The organism is Curtobacterium sp. S6, from assembly GCF_000710345.2.
Classification (GTDB): Bacteria; Actinomycetota; Actinomycetes; order Actinomycetales; family Micrococcaceae; genus Rothia.
The window spans coordinates 1,194,269-1,211,831 of record NZ_JHEL01000015.1 but is presented as its reverse complement, the minus strand read 5'-3'; the positions used below and the strand labels follow the sequence as shown (position 1 = coordinate 1,211,831).

Annotated in this window: 18 protein-coding genes; 16 read left to right on the top strand and 2 right to left on the bottom strand. The window is 65.3% G+C overall.

Translation table 11 applies throughout. The features are described 5' to 3' along the window. Nucleotides 1-178: 178 nt before the first annotated feature. Nucleotides 179-904 carry an HAD family hydrolase gene (locus tag CURSPS6_RS07760; protein WP_082470220.1) on the bottom strand — a complete coding sequence of 242 codons (726 nt, stop codon included), beginning with the start codon at nucleotides 902-904 and terminating at the stop codon, nucleotides 179-181. A gap of 269 nt (nucleotides 905-1,173) precedes the next feature. On the opposite strand from CURSPS6_RS07760, the gene CURSPS6_RS07755 reads away from it, so the two are divergent. The 16 genes from CURSPS6_RS07755 to CURSPS6_RS07680 all read left to right on the top strand — a co-directional run bounded on the left by CURSPS6_RS07755 (nucleotide 1,174) and on the right by CURSPS6_RS07680 (nucleotide 16,551). Then, complete coding sequence (locus CURSPS6_RS07755; RefSeq protein ID WP_030015337.1) at nucleotides 1,174-2,232, top strand: ABC transporter substrate-binding protein; 1,059 nt, start codon at nucleotides 1,174-1,176, stop codon at nucleotides 2,230-2,232. A 13-nt stretch (nucleotides 2,233-2,245) separates the two neighbouring features. Next, the gene (locus CURSPS6_RS07750; RefSeq protein WP_082470218.1) at nucleotides 2,246-3,286 is read left to right on the top strand and encodes a FecCD family ABC transporter permease; all 1,041 of its coding nucleotides are present in this window, start codon (nucleotides 2,246-2,248) and stop codon (nucleotides 3,284-3,286) included. Further along, nucleotides 3,283-4,362 (top strand): FecCD family ABC transporter permease, encoded by a 1,080-nt coding sequence (locus CURSPS6_RS07745; protein ID WP_082470216.1) that lies wholly within the window; start codon nucleotides 3,283-3,285, stop codon nucleotides 4,360-4,362. The genes CURSPS6_RS07750 and CURSPS6_RS07745 overlap by 4 nt, the downstream gene beginning before the upstream one ends. A gap of 5 nt (nucleotides 4,363-4,367) precedes the next feature. Beyond that, complete coding sequence (locus CURSPS6_RS07740) at nucleotides 4,368-5,186, top strand: ABC transporter ATP-binding protein (RefSeq protein ID WP_051687735.1); 819 nt, start codon at nucleotides 4,368-4,370, stop codon at nucleotides 5,184-5,186. Beyond that, nucleotides 5,183-6,154 carry a siderophore-interacting protein gene (locus CURSPS6_RS07735; protein WP_030015332.1) on the top strand — a complete coding sequence of 324 codons (972 nt, stop codon included), beginning with the start codon at nucleotides 5,183-5,185 and terminating at the stop codon, nucleotides 6,152-6,154. Before CURSPS6_RS07740 ends, CURSPS6_RS07735 begins: the two co-directional genes overlap by 4 nt. A 122-nt stretch (nucleotides 6,155-6,276) precedes the next feature. Further along, nucleotides 6,277-7,134 (top strand): SGNH/GDSL hydrolase family protein, encoded by an 858-nt coding sequence (locus CURSPS6_RS07730; RefSeq protein WP_051687852.1) that lies wholly within the window; start codon nucleotides 6,277-6,279, stop codon nucleotides 7,132-7,134. A gap of 276 nt (nucleotides 7,135-7,410) precedes the next feature. After that, nucleotides 7,411-7,647: a 50S ribosomal protein L28 gene (gene rpmB / locus CURSPS6_RS07725; protein WP_030015329.1), complete on the top strand. Its 237-nt coding sequence runs from the start codon at nucleotides 7,411-7,413 to the stop codon at nucleotides 7,645-7,647. Between the two features lie 2 nt (nucleotides 7,648-7,649). Next, the gene (gene rpmG / locus CURSPS6_RS07720; protein WP_030015328.1) at nucleotides 7,650-7,820 is read left to right on the top strand and encodes a 50S ribosomal protein L33; all 171 of its coding nucleotides are present in this window, start codon (nucleotides 7,650-7,652) and stop codon (nucleotides 7,818-7,820) included. 5 nt (nucleotides 7,821-7,825) lie between these two features. Continuing rightward, nucleotides 7,826-8,131 carry a 30S ribosomal protein S14 gene (rpsN, locus tag CURSPS6_RS07715; protein ID WP_030015326.1) on the top strand — a complete coding sequence of 102 codons (306 nt, stop codon included), beginning with the start codon at nucleotides 7,826-7,828 and terminating at the stop codon, nucleotides 8,129-8,131. A gap of 68 nt (nucleotides 8,132-8,199) precedes the next feature. Then, nucleotides 8,200-8,484 carry an HU family DNA-binding protein gene (locus CURSPS6_RS07710; protein WP_030015324.1) on the top strand — a complete coding sequence of 95 codons (285 nt, stop codon included), beginning with the start codon at nucleotides 8,200-8,202 and terminating at the stop codon, nucleotides 8,482-8,484. 245 nt (nucleotides 8,485-8,729) lie between these two features. After that, nucleotides 8,730-9,377, top strand: coding sequence for a hypothetical protein (locus CURSPS6_RS12630; RefSeq protein ID WP_035810315.1), 648 nt, complete (start codon nucleotides 8,730-8,732; stop codon nucleotides 9,375-9,377). 80 nt (nucleotides 9,378-9,457) lie between these two features. Further along, on the top strand, nucleotides 9,458-10,111 hold the full coding sequence (locus tag CURSPS6_RS07700; protein ID WP_051687734.1) for a copper resistance CopC family protein: 654 nt from the start codon (nucleotides 9,458-9,460) through the stop codon (nucleotides 10,109-10,111). Nucleotides 10,112-10,116: 5 nt separating this feature from the next. Further along, complete coding sequence (locus tag CURSPS6_RS07695; RefSeq protein WP_035810313.1) at nucleotides 10,117-10,761, top strand: copper chaperone PCu(A)C; 645 nt, start codon at nucleotides 10,117-10,119, stop codon at nucleotides 10,759-10,761. A gap of 11 nt (nucleotides 10,762-10,772) precedes the next feature. Next, a complete protein-coding gene (locus CURSPS6_RS07690; RefSeq protein WP_030015320.1) occupies nucleotides 10,773-12,095 on the top strand; it encodes a Dyp-type peroxidase in 1,323 nt (440 codons plus the stop codon). 84 nt (nucleotides 12,096-12,179) lie between these two features. After that, on the top strand, nucleotides 12,180-14,450 hold the full coding sequence (locus tag CURSPS6_RS07685) for a cytochrome c oxidase assembly protein (RefSeq protein ID WP_035810310.1): 2,271 nt from the start codon (nucleotides 12,180-12,182) through the stop codon (nucleotides 14,448-14,450). 166 nt (nucleotides 14,451-14,616) lie between these two features. Further along, on the top strand, nucleotides 14,617-16,551 hold the full coding sequence (locus tag CURSPS6_RS07680) for an NHL domain-containing thioredoxin family protein (protein ID WP_030015315.1): 1,935 nt from the start codon (nucleotides 14,617-14,619) through the stop codon (nucleotides 16,549-16,551). Here CURSPS6_RS07680 and CURSPS6_RS07675 read toward each other — a convergent pair whose 3' ends face one another. Then, on the bottom strand, nucleotides 16,552-17,544 hold the full coding sequence (locus tag CURSPS6_RS07675) for a hypothetical protein (RefSeq protein WP_030015313.1): 993 nt from the start codon (nucleotides 17,542-17,544) through the stop codon (nucleotides 16,552-16,554). Nucleotides 17,545-17,563 lie beyond the last annotated feature (19 nt).

The following is a 17,563-nucleotide window of genomic DNA, read 5'->3' as shown; positions in this document are numbered from 1 at the left end:
GGTATGGGCGCGACAAGGACCGATTCTCACAGTCAGATCTCAGTCCCGGCGCATGGAACATCCAGAAAAACTAGATAACGTGGCTATGCAATGCCCGGGGGATCTGAGGAAGTGCGAGCCTCAGATTCCCCGGGCATTCGTTCGCCTGGGCCCGCTGGTCGCCCCGGCGTTCGCGCGGTTATCCGATCCAGGCGTCCATCTGGCGAAGAAAAGCGGCCTCCGTGAAGCTCGACGTCGCAAAGTGCGCCGGCGGCGCCGAGTCCGCGGGATCGCTCAGCGCGACCACGCGCGTCCCCGCGGCGACCGCGGCCGCCGCGCCGGGGCCGGAGTCTTCGAAGGTCAGCGCGCGATCCGGCGTGCCATTCAGCGCGCTGATCGCGGACAAATACATGTCGGGGGCCGGCTTCCCGTGGGCGACGTCGTCCGAAGAGACCCACGCGCCCAAAAACGGCTTGTAACCGGCGACCTCCAACTTGGCGTCCAGGATTTCCCGCGACGAGTTGGAGGCCACCCCCACGGGCAGGACGTCGGCGAATTTCCGGAGCAGGTCCATGGCGCCGGGTATGAGGTCGACGCCGCCGGCGATCCGCTGCCTATCCAGTTCGCTCAGGCGGTCCAAGATGTCCCGACCCCGACCTTCGACCTCATCGTCGGGGGCCCCGCTCGGGAGTTCCTCCCGGGCCAGGCCCTCCGCAATGGTCTTCGCGGGAAGCGCCGTCATCTTATCGGCGATCGCGTGGGGGTCGCCCAGGCCCAATTCCCGGCTCACCCGCGCAACTGTTTCTCCCCATGACCTTTCGGTGTCCATGAGGACTCCGTCACAGTCGAAGACCACCGTGGTGGGGGTCCACTCCGGGTCGAACGGGGTGGGGCTGAGGGGTGCTGACCAGGGGAGAAACGTCATGTCCCCATCTTTGCAGGCGAGTGCCCGCTCGAGCGACGTGGTGCAACTCACGGTGTGGCGGTCCTGGCCTGGCCTCCTCCCGTTTTCGCGTCCGGAGGTGACATATTTCGGTCATTTTTTAGTGCGCTAATTCGATCCGTTGGATAGTATGATGAGGCTTGCCTAAGAAGACCTCGACCTGAGGTGATTACGGCAGTCATCAATCATGCGAGTCGCGGTGGCTTGCATCGTGCGGGCCAGCCCCCGAACCCAGAGGAGTCACAAAACACATGGTTTCCATCTCACGCGGTACCTTCCTGAAGGCCGCTGCGGCCTCGGCGGCAGCGCTCGCGCTCGCCGGTTGCTCGACCGGATCGAAGGATGACTCTTCTTCCTCTGGCGACAAGGGATCCTCCGCCGAAGCCGATGCCTTCCCCGTAACCCTTCAGTCGCAGTTCGGCGAGACCAAGATCGAATCCGAGCCCAAGAAGGTCGTCGGCGTCGGCTGGATCAACGCCGAAATCGTTCTCTCCCTCGGCGTGGTGCCGATCGGGTCGGGTTACGTGAACTGGGGAGAGAATAAGAACCACTCGACCGACTGGTTCGACGACAAGGTCAAGGAGCTCGGCGGGGAACTGCCCACGCGCTTCTCGGAGACCGACGGCATTAACTTCCAAGAGATCGCCAAGCTCTCCCCGGACCTGATCGTCTCCGCGGTCGGCACCATGGATCAGGAGACCTTCGACAAGCTCAAGGACATCGCGCCGGTCGTGGTTTACAGCAAGGACTACCACGACGGCTGGACCGTCCCGTGGCAGGATTCCACGCGGACCATCGGCAAGGCCCTGGGCCGTTCCAAGGCGGCGGAGGATCTCGTCAAGAAGGTCGAGGGCAAGCTCAGCGACGCCGCGTCCAAGTACAGCCAGCTCAAGGACGCCACGTTCGTGGCCTCCAGCCTGTCCGTCGCGGACGCGCAGCCGAGCATTAGCGTCTACACCCAGGGTGACGGCCGCGTGAACTTCCTCCAGACCCTCGGAATGAAGCTGTCCGACGCCGCGAAGTCGCTCAAGACCGATACGTTCTACGGCACCTGGTCCAACGAGCGCGCCTCCGAGCTGTCCTCGGACATGATTTACTCCTGGGTCGACTCGCAGGAGAGCATCGACAAGATCAAGTCCAATGCCGTCTTGAAGCAGATTCCGGCCATCGCCAAGGACGCCGCCGTTCTCGACGCGGACAAGAAGCAGGCGTTGGGCATGGGCAATACGCCCCTCGGCATCGAGTGGCTCCTCGACAACACCGACTTCGTGAAGCAGATCGCCGACGCCGTGAGCAACGGCAAGAAGTAGTCTCGGGTTCTTGATGTCAACTGCCGTCGAGACCGTTCGACACAGCACGCCGGCCAGGGCCGGTTCCCGCAGGGGGACCGTCTTGGCCGGCGTGTCGGCGCTTCTGGTCGTGACCGCCCTGGCCTCGCTGTTGATCGGGTCCAACATGATCTCTCCCGCGGCCGCCCTGCGCGGCCTGACACACCCCGGGTCGGGGTCGGCCGAGTCGGTCATCATGTCCGGCCGGTTGGTCCGCACCGTCATGGGCGTGGTGATCGGGGCGAGCCTCGCGACCGCGGGTGCCGCGATGCAAGGGGTCACGCGAAACCCCCTGGGCGACCCCGCGATTCTCGGAATCAACGCCGGCTGCTCGTGCTTCGTGGTCATCGGTATCGCCCTCGTGGGTGCCTCGGGGGCGCCGGCCTTCGCGGCCTGGGCGATCCTCGGTGCCGCGGTTGCCGCCGTGGCCGTGTACTCGATCGCGAGCATGGGCCGGGACGGGGCGACGCCGATCAAGCTTGCCCTGGTGGGTGCGGCCTTCAGCGCCGGCGCCATGTCCATCACCAACGCCTTCATCCTGCAGGGTCAGGAAACCCTGGACGAGTTCCGCAGGTGGCAGATCGGGTCGCTGACCAGGTCTTCCTTCGGAGATCTGCTGAGCCTCGCGCCGCTGATCATCGTGGGTCTGGCGCTGACGGTCGGATTCGCCTCGTCGATCAATAACTTCGCCCTCGGCGACGACATGGCCGCGTCCCTCGGCGAAAAGGTCGCGGTCAAGCGGTTCGTGATTTTCGTGGGCATCGCGGCCCTGTGCGCCGCGAGCGTGGCGATCGCGGGGCCGATCGCGTTTCTGGGGCTCATGATTCCCCACGCCGTGCGAGCCCTGGTCGGCCCGGACTACCGATGGATCATGCCCCTCAGCGTCCTGGGCGGTCCCTCGATCCTCTTGGTCGCCGACGTCGTCGGTCGAGTCCTGCTTCCCCCGACCGAAGTCGAAGTGGGCGTCACGATGGCCATCGTCGGGGTTCCGACCTTCATTTACCTCATTCGTTCCAGGAAGGCGGTCGATCTATGAGCACCGCGACCACGGAGCGGCCCGCCTCGATCGAGCGTCAGGACGTCCCATCGTGCGACGTCCGCTCGTTGAGAAAGCGCCGCAATCTGCGACCTCGCCTGGTGATCCCCGCCCTGGCGGTGGCCCTGCTCCTCGCGGTGGCGGTCCGGGTTCTCCTCGGCAGCTACACCGTGACCATCCCGGATTTCTTCTCGATTCTGACGGGACATTCCATCCCCGGCGCCGGGGGCGCCAGGTTTATCGTCCTCCAGGATAAGTTGCCGCACGCCGTCCTCGGCGCGCTGGCCGGTCTGGCCTTTGGCTGCTCGGGCGCGATTTTTCAGTTGCTCCTCCGCAACCCGCTGGCCAGCCCGGACATCATCGGCATCAATGCGTCCTCGAGCCTTGGCGCGATCGCGGCCGTGGCCTTCTTCGGGGCCTCGGGCACCGGGATGGCCCTCGGCGGACTGCTGGGCGCCATCGCGTGTGTCCTGGTGATCTTTGGCCTCTCGGCGGGGCGCGACGGGCTCGTCGGCAACCGATTCGTCCTGATCGGTCTGGGAGTGGCCGTCCTGGCGGTCGCCCTGGCGAATTACCTGCTCTCGCGGGTCAACATCTACAAGGCCGCCGACGCCGCGATCTGGCTGACGGGCTCGCTCAGCTCCGCCAATTGGTCGCGGATCACGATGCTCGCCGTCGTGCTGGCCATCGTCTTCCCCCTGATCGCCCTCTTCACCCGGAATCTTCACGCGATGGAGGTCGGCGACGAGCTGGCCTCGGGCCTGGGTGTCCCCGTGGCCGCGACGCGCTGGGTCTACATCGTTCTCGCGGTGCTCCTCGTGGCCTTCGCGGTGGCCATGACGGGACCGATCACGTTCGTCGCGTTCGTCTCTGGTCCCATCGCCCGCAAACTCGTCGGAGGTCGACACTCCCTGGTGGCTTCCGCCCTCACGGGGGCGATCATCGTTGTTCTGGCCGACTTCGTCGCCGCGAACATGATCCCGGGCGGCCGCCTGCCCGTGGGTGTCATCACCGGAATCGTCGGTGCACCCCTCCTGCTGTGGCTCGTCGCCTCGGCCAATAAGGAAAGGTCCTGATCCCCATGGTCCAATCCACCCGGACCCCATCACACGCTCTCCGCCTGTGCGCGGAATCCCTGACCCTCGGCTACGGGGGACGCAATATCGTCGAGAACCTCGATTTCGAGGTTCCGCAGGGACACGTCACGGCGATCATCGGCCCCAACGGGTGCGGAAAATCGACGATGCTTCGGGGATTCTCCCGGTTGCTCAAGCCCGTCGCCGGGCGCGTGCATCTCGACGACAAAGACCTCGCCCGCTACGGCTCGCGGGAATTCGCGCGGCGCGTGGGGCTGCTTCCGCAGCATCCTGTGGCGCCGGAAGGCATCACCGTGGCCGACCTGGTCTCGCGAGGCCGGTACCCATATCAGGGCATGTTCTCGAAGGCCTCCGCGGAGGACGACGCCGCCGTCGCGTGGGCCCTGGAAGCCACGCACACGGATCAGCTCGCCGACGCCCAGGTCTCCGAGCTCTCGGGCGGCCAGCGGCAACGGGTGTGGATCGCGATGGCCCTCGCCCAGGAGACCGATGTTTTGCTCCTCGACGAGCCGACCACGTACCTGGACCTGGCCCATCAGGTGGAGCTCCTGGACCTCGTCGTCGAGCTGAACCGGACGCGGGGAACCACCATCGTCCTGGTGTTGCACGAGCTGAATTTGGCGGCCCGCTGCGCCGACCACCTGGTGGCGATGAAGGACGGCGCGATCGCCATGGCCGGGGCACCCTCCGAGGTGCTCACGAGCGAAAATCTCACCGATGTGTTCGGCCTGGACGCATCGGTCACCACGGATCCCGGGGGAACTCCCGTGGTCATCCCGGCACCCCGAAAGGAGTTCGCGTGAGTTCGGTTCCCATGGAGCTCTTCGAAGCACAAGTCACCGGCACGGAGAGGCTCAGCCGTGACTTCGTCCGCGTGCAATTGGCCTCCGAGCAACTGACCCGTCTGGCGGCTCCGGCCGGCGACGGCGTCGGGGAGCGCGTCGACGACGCCTACCTCAAGCTCTTCATTCCCCACCCCGACCTCGAGGGGCCGGTGCGCCTGGACCTTAACGACACCTGGCGCAAGGAATGGTTCGCCGCGGACCCTCGCGAGCGAGGGGGGTGGATCCGCACCTATACGATGCGCGACGCCCGCCCGTGGACCTCTCCCAAGGGCACCGACGGCGTCGAAATCGATATCGACTTCGTCCTGCACGCCCCGGAGGAGGGCGAAGAGTCGGCCATGGGGCCGGGTGCCGCGTGGGCCGCAAACGCCCAGGCTGGTGACTCCCTGACCTTTATCGGGCCCTCCCGGGACGGGCAGCTGTGGACCATGTGGCGGCCGGAAGAAGCCGGTAAGGTCCTCGTGTGTGCCGATGAGACGGCGGTGCCCGCAGCCCTGTCGGTCCTGAGGTCCCTCCCCGCGGGGGCCCAGGCCACGTTCCTGTTGGAGGTGGCCGAGGGCAACCAAGATCTTGCCGAGCTGGCGGCCCCCCTGGTCGAGGCCGCCCGGGAGCGCACCGAGATCGACCTGCACTGGCTCGAAAGGGCCCCGCGCCTCCAGCGGGGTCAGCTCACCCTCCGTGCGCTGCGCGACGTGCTCGGCGTGGAGTCGGCCGATGATGAGTCGGACAGCTCCCTGGGGGTGCGGATCCCGGCCGATGAATTCGTCTGGGGTGCCAGCGAACACCCCGGGCAGACGTACGTCTACCTCGCGGGGGAGGCCAGCGTCGTCAGAGCGTCTCGGCGCGTGTGCGTCAACGAGGCCGGGATCGACAAAGCGAGCATCTCGTTCATGGGGTACTGGAAGGCGGGACACGCCGAGTCGTGACCCGCCGGGGCGGGAGTCTCCCGGCCGTGTTGCGGTCCCGCGAGGACCGATATTAACCTCGAAGGAAAGCCTCCGCCGATTCGCGGGGTGCTATTCCCCAGAGCCCACGGATGCGGTGAATGATGTCGGCAGAGACGGTACGCGACGCACAGGAAAACCCAGAGCGCGATCCCATCAGGTTCGTCGCCCTGGGAGATTCCTTCACCGAAGGCGTCGGGGATCCCGATCCTTCACGCCCCAACGGGGTCCGCGGTTGGGCCGATCGCGTCGCGGAGCAGTTGACCCTGCGCTTCCCGCGCACGACGTATGCCAATTTGGCCATACGCGGCCGAACCATGGGCCCGATCCTCGACGAGCAGATCGAACCGGCCCTCGCCCTCGAACCCACCCTGGTCAGCATCTACGCGGGCGGCAATGACATCCTGAGGCCCAGCATCGATATCGACGACATGATGCTCCAGTACGAGGACGCGATCTCACGGTTGCGTTCGAGTGGGGCCCACGTCATGGCCTTCACGGGCTTCGACGCCAAGAACTTTTACGGCGTCTTCAAGGGCACCCGGGGGCGCGCGGCCATCTACAACGAACTCTTGCGGGAGATCGCCGACCGGCACGGCGTGATCTTGGTGGATTACTGGCGGATGAGTAAGGAATTCTCCGATCCGCGCCTCTGGGCGCCCGACAGGCTGCACATGAACTCCCTGGGGCATCAGAAGCTCGCGGGCAAGGTCCTGGAAGCCCTCGACGTGACTCCGGTGGTCGACCTCGGCCTGGAGGCCCTGCCGCAGCTGCGCAAGGTCTCCAGGGTTCAGACCACGCGCGCTAACGTGGAATGGATGAGGGAATTTGCCCTTCCCTGGGTCGGCCGGCGCTTACGCGGGACCTCGTCGGGCGACGGCATGAAAGCCAAATATCCGGAATTGCAGTCCCTGCACGTGACGGAATCGACCGAATCGAAGACCGGTAATTCCGGTGATTAAGGCCATGTTCCCGGACCGACAGGTTGCGGATGGCCCGGTAATTCCATAGTATTTAACGCTGTCGTAGTGGTGAGTCCACCTCTCGGCACCGAAGAAAGCTTCACCGTTATCCCGCGGCGGGGGCGACACCTGAAAATCTCACGCAGGCGTCTGCTCCACACTCATGGCCCGGCGAATAACCCGGTGCTCTAAGTAGGTGACGGAGCGCTCGGAATGCCCGCCCTCGAGCGGGCAACAACTGCGCACCGTCATTTCGTCAACATTGGAGGAGAAACTATGGCAGCCGTCTGCCAGGTGACCGGAGCTGTTCCCGGCTTTGGACACAGCATTTCGCACTCGCACCGCCGCACCAAGCGCCGGTTCGATCCGAACATTCAGAAGAAGCGCTACTGGGTCCCGTCCCTTCGCCGCAACGTCACCTTGAACGTGTCCGCTAAGGGCATCAAGGTCATCGACGCTCGTGGCATCGACGCGGTCGTAGCCGACATCCTTGCACGCGGGGAGAAGATTTAAGCATGGCATCGAATACCAAGGACGTTCGTCCGATCATCAAGCTCAAGTCAACTGCCGGCACCGGTTACACCTACGTGACCCGCAAGAACCGCCGCAATAACCCGGATCGCCTGGTCATGAAGAAGTACGACCCGGTCGTCCGCAAGCACGTCGATTTCCGAGAGGAGCGCTAAGAGCAATGGCCAAGAAGTCCAAGATCGCTCGTAACGAGCAGCGCAAGGTCATCGTTGAGCGCTACGCGGAAAAGCGTGCCGCCCTCAAGAAGACCCTTGTTGATGAGAACGCGAGCCCGGAGGAGCGCGAAGAGGCCCGCTTGGGTCTCCAGAAGCTTCCCCGCAACGCGTCGCCCATCCGCGTCCGTAGCCGCGACCAGATCGATGGTCGTCCCCGCGGTACTTTCCAGAAGTTCGGTATTTCCCGCGTCCGCTTCCGCCAGATGGCGCACCGCGGCGAATTGCCGGGAATTACCAAGTCCAGCTGGTAATTTTTCGGGTGTAGGCCGGTATAGTCGGCTTGAGCCAAGAAAATTCAAGTCTCAGGAGGGACACAGATATGGCTAAGAACCGTAGCGAACTCGTTGCAGAGGTTGCCGAGAAGTCGGGCATGAGCCAGGCCGCCGTGAATGGCGTTCTGGATGCCGTCTTCCAGGTTTTTGAATCCTCGGTTTCCAAGGGCGAGAAGATCACCATCCCCGGCTGGTTGTCGGTTGAGCGTACCGATCGTGCGGCTCGCACCGGACGCAACCCGCAGACTGGCGAGGCCATCAAGATTCCCGCCGGTCACGGCGTGAAGCTGAGCGCTGGTTCCAAGCTGAAGGCAGCTGTCGCCAAGAAGTAGTCGTCTGAGACTGCTGAACACCGAAGGCCCCGCATCCCACTATGGGATGCGGGGCCTTCGTCGTGCCGGGGATGAATCCGTGGCCCTGAACCGTCCCCGGCGCGCCCGTGAGGAATGACGGCAACGCCACACGGCCCCCGGATCCATCGGCGCACGGCCATTGGTAGACTGGCGCGGGAGTGGCGGCGAGCACGCCACTGCCGATTTCTCTCGTCATCACGCCGAACCGCAGGGGGTGAACCATCGTGACACGACGTCGTGCCCCGAGGTCTCGCCTCTCCCTGCTCGCACGCGGCTGGTCGGTAGCGACCATCGCGACGTTCACGGGCGTGGCCTCTCACATCGCCGCGATGGGGCATGCCCCGGGGGTTCTGCTGATCCTCGTGTGCTGGGCGCTCTCGGGCTTATTGTCGGTCCTCGCGGCCGGGCTGAAAGGCTCCGCGGTCTCGACCGCGGTGGGCGTCCTGCTCACCCAGGGCGTCCTGCACACGTTGTTCGCCCAAGCGGGCCACGGAGTCGTCATGCAGCCCGCCGACGGGTCCGGGTCGATGGCCATGGGGCACGCGGCTCATATGGACCACGGGTCGGGAACGCTGAGCGCGACCGGGATGTCGCACGGCGCGGAGCTAACGCCCGCGATGATCGCGACGCACGTGGCCGCCGCCGTCCTGACGTACCTGGCGATCCGCCGTGGGGACGAGGCCATCGCGATCCTGCGCCGCGCCATACGCATCGGCATGCGATGGCTTGCCCCGATGCTGCCGCGCCCCATCCTGCTGGGTTCGTCCCGCCGGGCCCTGCCGTGCAGCGCTCCGTTGCGGGTCCGCGTGCGCACTTTTCTTCCCGGTCCCATATCTCCTCGGGGCCCGCCGGCCTTCGTCGCTTCTGTCTAGAACACACATCACTCCGGGAACCGACCCTGGGCACCGAGCCCACGGCCCGGAGAGTCCAGCGACGAAAGAGAGAGCCGACCATGGCTTCGACCGAGCACAGCACCTTGACGACCACGACCCCGAACCGATCCCGCCGAATCTCCGCGATCCTCGCGGCCGTGATGATGGCCTGCGCCGTGCTGTTCACGGGTGGAACGGCCGCTCAGGCCCACGACCAGTTGGTCAGCACCGATCCGGCGCAAGACGCCACGATCGACAAGGCGCCGGATCACGTGACGCTCACGTATTCCGGCGAGATCACCGACGTGCAGAACGGCAACAAGGTCATCGTGACCGATTCGACCGGCAAGACCGTCAGCTCGGGGGACAGCACCGTCAACGGACGTGAGGTCACCCAGAAGATGAGCTCCGACGCGAAGGACGAGACCTACAAGGTCGCGTGGCGCGTCGTGTCTCAGGACGGGCACCCGATCGAAGGGTCCTTCACGTTCACCGTGGGCAAGGGTGGCTCGGGCAACGCGTCGTCCGCTAGTGCCAACGCATCGACCGGAGCCAGCTCCGGTTCCTCTTCCGCCGACTCGGACTCCTCGGATCATTCACAGAAGTCTGGCCTGCCGGTATGGGTGAGCGCCGTGATCGGCGCGATCATCGCCCTCGGCGTCTTGGCCGTCGTCGCCCTTCTCGTGGCGCGTGTGCGCGCCCGCAAGAGCGACGAAGAGAACGAACGGAAATAATCCTCATGAAGAATAAACGACACATTCTGGGCCCTGCCGTGCTCGTGCTGACGGCATCCCTCGCCCTGACCGCGTGCGGCGGATCCCAGGAGGCCTCGGGCGGCTCTTCGAGTTCGGCGTCGGCCTCGTCCTCCGCAAGCTCCTCGGACGCGGGCCTCAAGGTCAAGGACCCGTGGGTCAAGGCGGCGGACAAGGGCATGACGGCCGTGTTCGGAACCCTGACCAACACCACCGACAAGGACATGGTGATCTCCTCGGCCACGACCAACGCGTCGGACGAGGTCCAGCTGCACGAGACCGTGATCGATCCGAAGACCGGCGGCTCCTCGATGCAGGAGAAGAAGGGCGGGTTCCCCCTCAAGCCGGGTGAGTCCAAGGAGCTGAAGCCCGGCGGCGACCACATCATGCTGATGAACCTCAAGTGCTCGTTGCTGGCCGGCGACAGCCTGAAGGTCACGCTCAAGGTCTCCGACGGCAAGTCCGTCGTCGTCGATGCCCCCATCCGCGACTACACCGCGGCCAAGGAGAGCTACGCGCCCTCCGAGGGAGCGGACTCCTCGGAGCACGCTTCCCACGGTGGTGGCCACGACATGTCCTCGATGGACAACATGAGCTCCGGATCGAGCCAGTTGCCCAGCTGCTCGTCCTAGGGCCGAGGCATATGACCGACGATCAGAAGCAATCGGCACCACGGCGATCGCTGTGGAGCCGCAGAAATCTGCTGATCGGGGGCGCCACCGCGTCTGCGGGTGCCGTCGCGGGGGTGGGCGTTGAGCTCGCCGGCCGCGGCGGCACCCGTGAGGGCGGGTCCGGCGGCGACGGCAACGAGGGAAATCCTCAAGCCGTCGCCTCCGGGGGCGCACCCTTGGCATCCTCCCGCGTGGAGTTCCACGGCAAGAGACAGGCCGGCGTCGCAACCCCGGCGCCTGCCTACGGGAATTTCATCGGCCTGCGTCTTCGGGACTCGATCGGCCGCGACGACATCAAGAGGCTGTTGCGCATCCTGAGCGAGGACGCGCGGGCCCTGATGTCAGGGAAGGCCCCGCTCAACGACCAGGAACCGGAGCTCGCCGAAATCAGCGCGAACCTCACGGTCACCTTTGGTTTCGGCGAACGCATCTTCGACGTCGTGAACCCGCAGGGAAAACCCACCTGGCTCAAGCCGTTGCCGGCTTTTGACAAGATCGACCGGCTCTCTGACGATTGGGGCCCGGCCGATCTCCTCCTGCAACTGTGTTGCGACGACAAGGTGACGTTGGCGCATGCGCAACGCATGTTGCTCAAAGACACTCGCAGTTTCGGCAGCGTCCACTGGGTTCAGGACGGTTTCCGGAACGCGGCCGGGTCCCTGAAGAAGGGCACGACCATGCGGAACCTCTTCGGTCAGATCGATGGCACGATCAATCCGACCACGGAGGACTCCAGCATGGACGAGGTCGTCTACGGAAATATGGACGGCCTGAAGCCCTGGGTCGACGGAGGAACTTCCTTGGTGATCCGCCGAATTCACATGAATTTGGACACGTGGGACGAAGTGGACGGACCGGGTCGCGAGGACGCGGTGGGCCGGAAGATTTCCAACGGCGCTCCGCTGACCGGGAGCAAGGAGACGGACCCAGTGGATCTTTCGGCGAAGACCCCGATCGGGTTTCCCGTCATCGCCGAATACGCCCATATCCGGCGGGCTACGGCCAAGGCCCCGCACGAGCGAATCCTGAGACGACCGTACAATTATGACGTGCCGGTCTCTCACGCGTCGGGACTCGCGGAGGCCGGCTCGACCACCGGTGGCGTGAGCCAAACCGGCCTGATCTTTGCCTCCTATCAAACCGATCCCGTCAAACAGTTCGTACCGATACAGCAGCGATTGGCCGATCTGGACATGCTCAACACCTGGACCGTTCCTATCGGCTCCGCCGTGTTCGCGATCCCTCCGGGGTGTCACGAGGACGGATTCATCGGGGATTTCCTCTTCGAGGCTTGATCCTGAACGGCCCTCTCGCCCGACCCGTGTCCTCGGGGCGGGCGAGAGGGCGCCCCTTTCCATGACCGTCGATCCGAGGAACTGATGACGAGCAGCAAGTCGAACACGCCCCGCAAGGCCAACGCGATTGAGCGTGAGGTCCCGCAGGGCTTGGCGCGAGGGTTCTATCGACCCTGGCTACTGGTCATCCCGGCGGCCACGCTGCTCTTCCTGGTGATCTCGCTGGTCGCGACCGGCACGTCCAGCGCCACCGATCTCAACGATCCTGGGCCGTTCGTGCGGTGGGCGTTGCCCGTGGCCACCGCGATCCACAACCTGTCGATGGCCGCGACCATGGGTTCCTTGATCTTCGTGGTCTTCCTGATTCCCCGGTACGCCTCCGATGCGACCGGACGGAAAAAACGGAGACGGCGTAGCGCGCGGACGGTCGACGCGGACGTCATCAGCGTCGAGGACATGGCCGCGGCCTCCGCGGACGAGGCCAAGGAACTGCTCGACGCGGAGGACACCGGCAAGGCGGAGTATCCGCCATTCACCGCCGCCCTGAACTTCGGTGCGGTTGCGTCCCTGACATGGACGATCTCCGCCGTCGCGGTCCTTATCCTGGCCTATGCCGATGTCTCGGGCACCAGCGTCGGTACGGACAAAGCCTTCACCTCCCAGCTGATCAGCTACATGCAGTCCATCGCGGGAGGACAGGAACAGGTGACCATCGTCGTGGTCGCGGCCGTCGTGACGACGCTGATCTTCGCCGTGCGTCAACTACTCGGTCTGCTGATCACCCTGGGCGTCTCCATGATCGCTTTGGTCGCCCTCGCCCTGAGCGGCCACTCCTCGGGCGGCGACGACCACATGGGGGCGGTCAACTCGCTGGGTCTTCACCTGTTGGGCGTGAGCCTCTGGTTCGGCGGCCTCATCGTCCTCACGTACCTTTCACGCCAGCTCACCGGTAAGGATGCCGGAACCGGGACCTTGCCGGAACGCCAGCGGGGGAGCAAGAGCACCATGGCCCGGCGCGCCCCGATGGCCGTCGTGGTGTTGCATCGCTACTCGATCCTGGCCCTGGCCGGTTTCCTCCTGGTGTTCCTCTCCGGGGTCATCAACTCGGAGATCCGGATCTACGGCTGGTCCGATCTGGGCACCAGCTACGGATCCATGATCGTCGCGAAGGCCGCGCTGACCCTGTTGCTCGGGATCGCGGGGGCCGCTCACCGTCTCTACCTGATCCCGCGCATCGAATCCGGTGCCGTCCGGGCCTTCCGGGGTATTTGGCAGGTCATCCTGGCGGAACTGATCCTGATGGGCGCGGCCTCCGGTATCGCGGTCACCTTGTCTCGCTCGGCCCCGCCGGTCCCGGAACAGCTGAAGCCGGACGCCTCCCCGGCCAGGATCATCACCTGGTACGAAATGCCGCCCGAGCCGAACACCGCCTCGTGGTTCACGACGTGGCGCTGGGACTGGATGTGGGTCGCGATCGCCGTGTTGGCGCTCTTCGCCTACCTCTGGGCCTTCTTCAAGGTCAGGTCGCGGGGGATTTCGTGGAATCCGTTGCGACTGGTCTCGTGGATCATCGGGCTCCTCTTTCTGACCTTCGCGACCTCGGGCTCCCTTACCGTGTATTCCCGCGTCTTATTCTCGGCCCACATGGTCGAGCACATGTTGCTGACGATGATCATCCCGATCTTCCTCGTCCTGGGCGCCCCGGTGACGTTGCTGCTGCGCGGCCTGCAACCCCGTTCCGACGGAACGCGAGGCGCGCGTGAATGGATCCTGCGCTTTACCCACTCGACCTGGGCGAAGGTGGTGACCAACCCGATCTTCGCCGCGGTGAACTTCGCCGGGTCGATCGTGCTGTTCTACTTCACCCCGATCTTCGGGCTGGCGCTGAAGTATCACGTCGGCCACGAATTCATGATGGTTCACTTCCTCATGACCGGGTACATCTTCCTGCTGGTGCTCATCGGCATCGACCCGATCCCGCGACGTCCTCAGTTCGCGATCCGGCTCATCCTGCTGATTGCGACCCTGGGTTATCACGCCTTCGTCGGCATCGCCCTCATGAGCTCGAACGCGCTGTTGGAGGCCTCCTGGTTCGGGAACGTCGGGCGCCCCTGGGGGCTGTCGGCGATCGCGGATCAAAAACTGGGCGGCTCGATCATGTGGGGCATGGGGGAGATCCCGACCATGCTGATCGCGGTGGTCGTCGGCGTCCAATGGTCTATCGCGGACGGCCGCCTCGCCAAGAGGATCGACCGGCAGGCCGACCGCGACGGCGACGCCGAGCTGGAAGCGTACAACGACATGTTCGCGACGCTGAACGAAGGCGAGCCCACGGACCCCAGGTCGAGGCGCTGAGTTTTCCCCATGCTCAGGCCCGGTCGAAGAAATATGACGTTTTTCCACCGTGCGTGACGCACGGCCGCAACAGGGAACATCCCCGCGATGCGCCTTGTTACCCTGACGCAAGCCACTCGCGTGGATGAGACCCACCGCAAGAGAATTCAGAAGGAAAGAGGATCCGATGGTTGACCGCGCTCCACGAGTACGCGCCTCCGAGCTCACCGGCCGGAATTGGCTGAACACCGGCGGAAAGAACCTGACCTGGTCCGACCTGCGCGGAAAGATCGTGATCCTGGACTTTTGGTCCTTCTGCTGCATCAACTGCCTCCATGTCTTGGACGAGCTGCGTCCCTTGGAAGAGGAGTTTTCGGACGTCCTGGTGACCGTGGGCGTCCACTCGCCCAAATTTGAGCACGAGGCCGACCCCGATGCTCTGGCCGCCGCGGTAGACCGGTACGACATCGCGCACCCCGTTCTGGACGATCCCGAGCTGAACACGTGGCAGGCCTATACGGCACGCGCGTGGCCGACCCTCGTGGTCGTCGACCCCGAAGGCTACATCGTGGCCCACCTATCGGGTGAGGGCCACGTTCAGGGGCTGGTGTCGCTCGTTCGCGAGCTGGCGGAGGAGCACGAGGCCAAGGGAACCCTGCACCGTGGGTCCGGGCCGTACGTTCCCAGGCCCAAGCAGGAGGGCGTCCTCTCCTTTCCCGGAAAAATCATCGCGGTTCCGGAGGAGCTCCGCGCGGCCGGTGCCGAGGGCCAGACCTACTTGGTCACCGACACCGGACGGCACCGCATCGTCGAGCTGGACTCGACGCTCGAACGGGTTCTGCGGTCCTGGGGAGGAAACAGCAAGGGGTACGAGGACGGTGATGCGGACGCCGCCCGCTTCAACGAACCCCAAGGCTTGGCGGTGCTGCCGGAAAAGCTCCGCGCACGGCTGGGATACGATCTCGTCGTCGCGGACTCGGTCAACCACCGCCTGCGAGGCATTTCGCTCGAGGACGGAACCGTGACCACCCTCGCGGGCAACGGCGTACAGCGCTTGCTCGACGCCGAGGGGACCCGCACGGGCGATCCGAACGTGATCGATCCCCAGGCAGACCCCCTGAGCGTCTCCCTGTCCTCGCCGTGGGATCTCGTGTGGTCGGATCGTGTGGAGGCCTTCGTCGTCGCGATGGCCGGAACGCACCAGCTCTTCACCTTCGAACCGGTCGCGGGGACCTTGCAGGTCTTCGCCGGAACCGGCGCGGAAGGCCTCTTGGACGGGTCCGCGGCCGACTCCTGGTTCGCCCAGTCCTCGGGGCTCGCTCAAGCCCCCGACGGCACCGTTTGGGTCGCGGACTCCGAAACCTCCGCCTTGCGCCGGGTGAGCTTTGACAACGGTTCGGTCACCGTGAGCACCGCGGTCGGCCAGGGCCTGTTCGACTTCGGATTCCGCGACGGCGATCGGGAGGAGGCCCGCCTGCAACACTGTCTCGGCGTTGCCGTGCTCCCGGACGGGTCAGTGGCCCTCGCGGATACTTACAACGGCGCGGTGCGACGCTGGGATCCGGCATCGGGCGAGCTGACCACGCTGGCCCGGGACCTCGCGGAGCCTTCGGACGTTCTGCTCGAGGACAGGGGCCCGGAGGCCGAGCCGTTGTTGCTCGTGGTCGAGGCCAACGCCCACCAGGTGGTCCGGTTGCCGATTCCTCGGCAGGCCCAGCGCGTCGACGAAGGAGCCTCCCAGACGCAACGTCCGCCGTCCCTCCTGGCCGGCGAAACCCTGGAGATCGTCTCTCGCTTCGCCGCCCCCACCGGGCAGAAGCTCGACGATCGATGGGGCGATCCGACGCAGCTCAAGATCTCCTCGACGCCGCCGGAATTCATTACCGACGGCGCCGGCGCCGCTCAGGGGCTGACCCGGACGCTGACGCTGAATCCGGACATCACGGATGCCGTCCTGCATATCACGGCTCGTGCGGCCGCATGCGACGGCGAACCAGGGGGCGAGATCCCCGATCACGCGGCCTGCCATCTGTATCAGCAGGACTGGGGCATACCCGTTCGGGTGACGGGAAATTCCTCGGACGAGCGCAGCATGACCCTGGACCTTCGCGGCGTGAACTGACTATTTCCGGGCCAGCTCGACCGAGTCGCCGTTGACGCGCAGCTCGGCATTGAGCTGGAACGGCACGGTCTCATCCACCGAGGTGACCTTTCCGGTGTAGAGGTCCAGCGCCTGGAACCTGATGCGGGCCTTGCCCTGGGGATTGGTTAGTTTCCAGCGTCCCTGCGCGTCGATGGTCGCCGACGAATCGGGTTTCTCGACGATCGACCACGTGACGTCCCCTTGGACGCGACCGTCGAAGTCGTATTCGAAGGGGCAACCCGGGGGATAGAGGGAGTCCTGGGCGGCGCAACGCTTGAGGACGTCGTCGACCTGGGACCTGATCGAGTCCTTGGCCTGCGCACTGGGCGCGAGGTCCAGGGTCAACGACGGGTTCCGGTCCACGGTCTTGGTGGGATCCGCGCTGGTCACCGTGGTGGTCGACTCCCGGGCGCTCAGCAGCGAGGAACTGTACTGAGCCGTGTAGACCCCGGGGAAGAACACGGCGAACTTTTCGGAGCCCTGGGGGACGCCGACCTTCTCCCTGTTTAGCGTCGCGGTTTCGATCCCGGGGGCCGTGACGTTGAGCGTGGGAAGGGTCGTCGAGTCGATCTCCCAGTCGTCCAGGACGCCGGCGTGCACTCCGGTGCGGTGGACCGGGATCTCCGTCGAGGAGTCCTTGTCATTGAGCCGATAGCGCACCGTGACGACGGCTCGGTCCTCGGAGACGGTTTGGACTTCGTAGCGGAGATGTCCCAGGGTCTTCGTCGACTCGGAGAGGGCATGACCGTCGAGCATGGCGGCGTTCGAGTCGGGCACCTTCGCGTCCAGCAGCGCCATCGCTTTGCCACCGTCGCCATTGCGGATCGCCTGAATGTAATCCCGCACCGGCGCGGTCGGCCCGAACGCGTAGGCCGCGATCAAGGCCATGACCGCGACGCCCAGGGCTCCGGCGATCAGTACCCCGGCGCAAAACGTTGCCAGGGCGCGGGTGACCGGAGACTGGGAAGACATGTGGCAAGCATATCGGCCG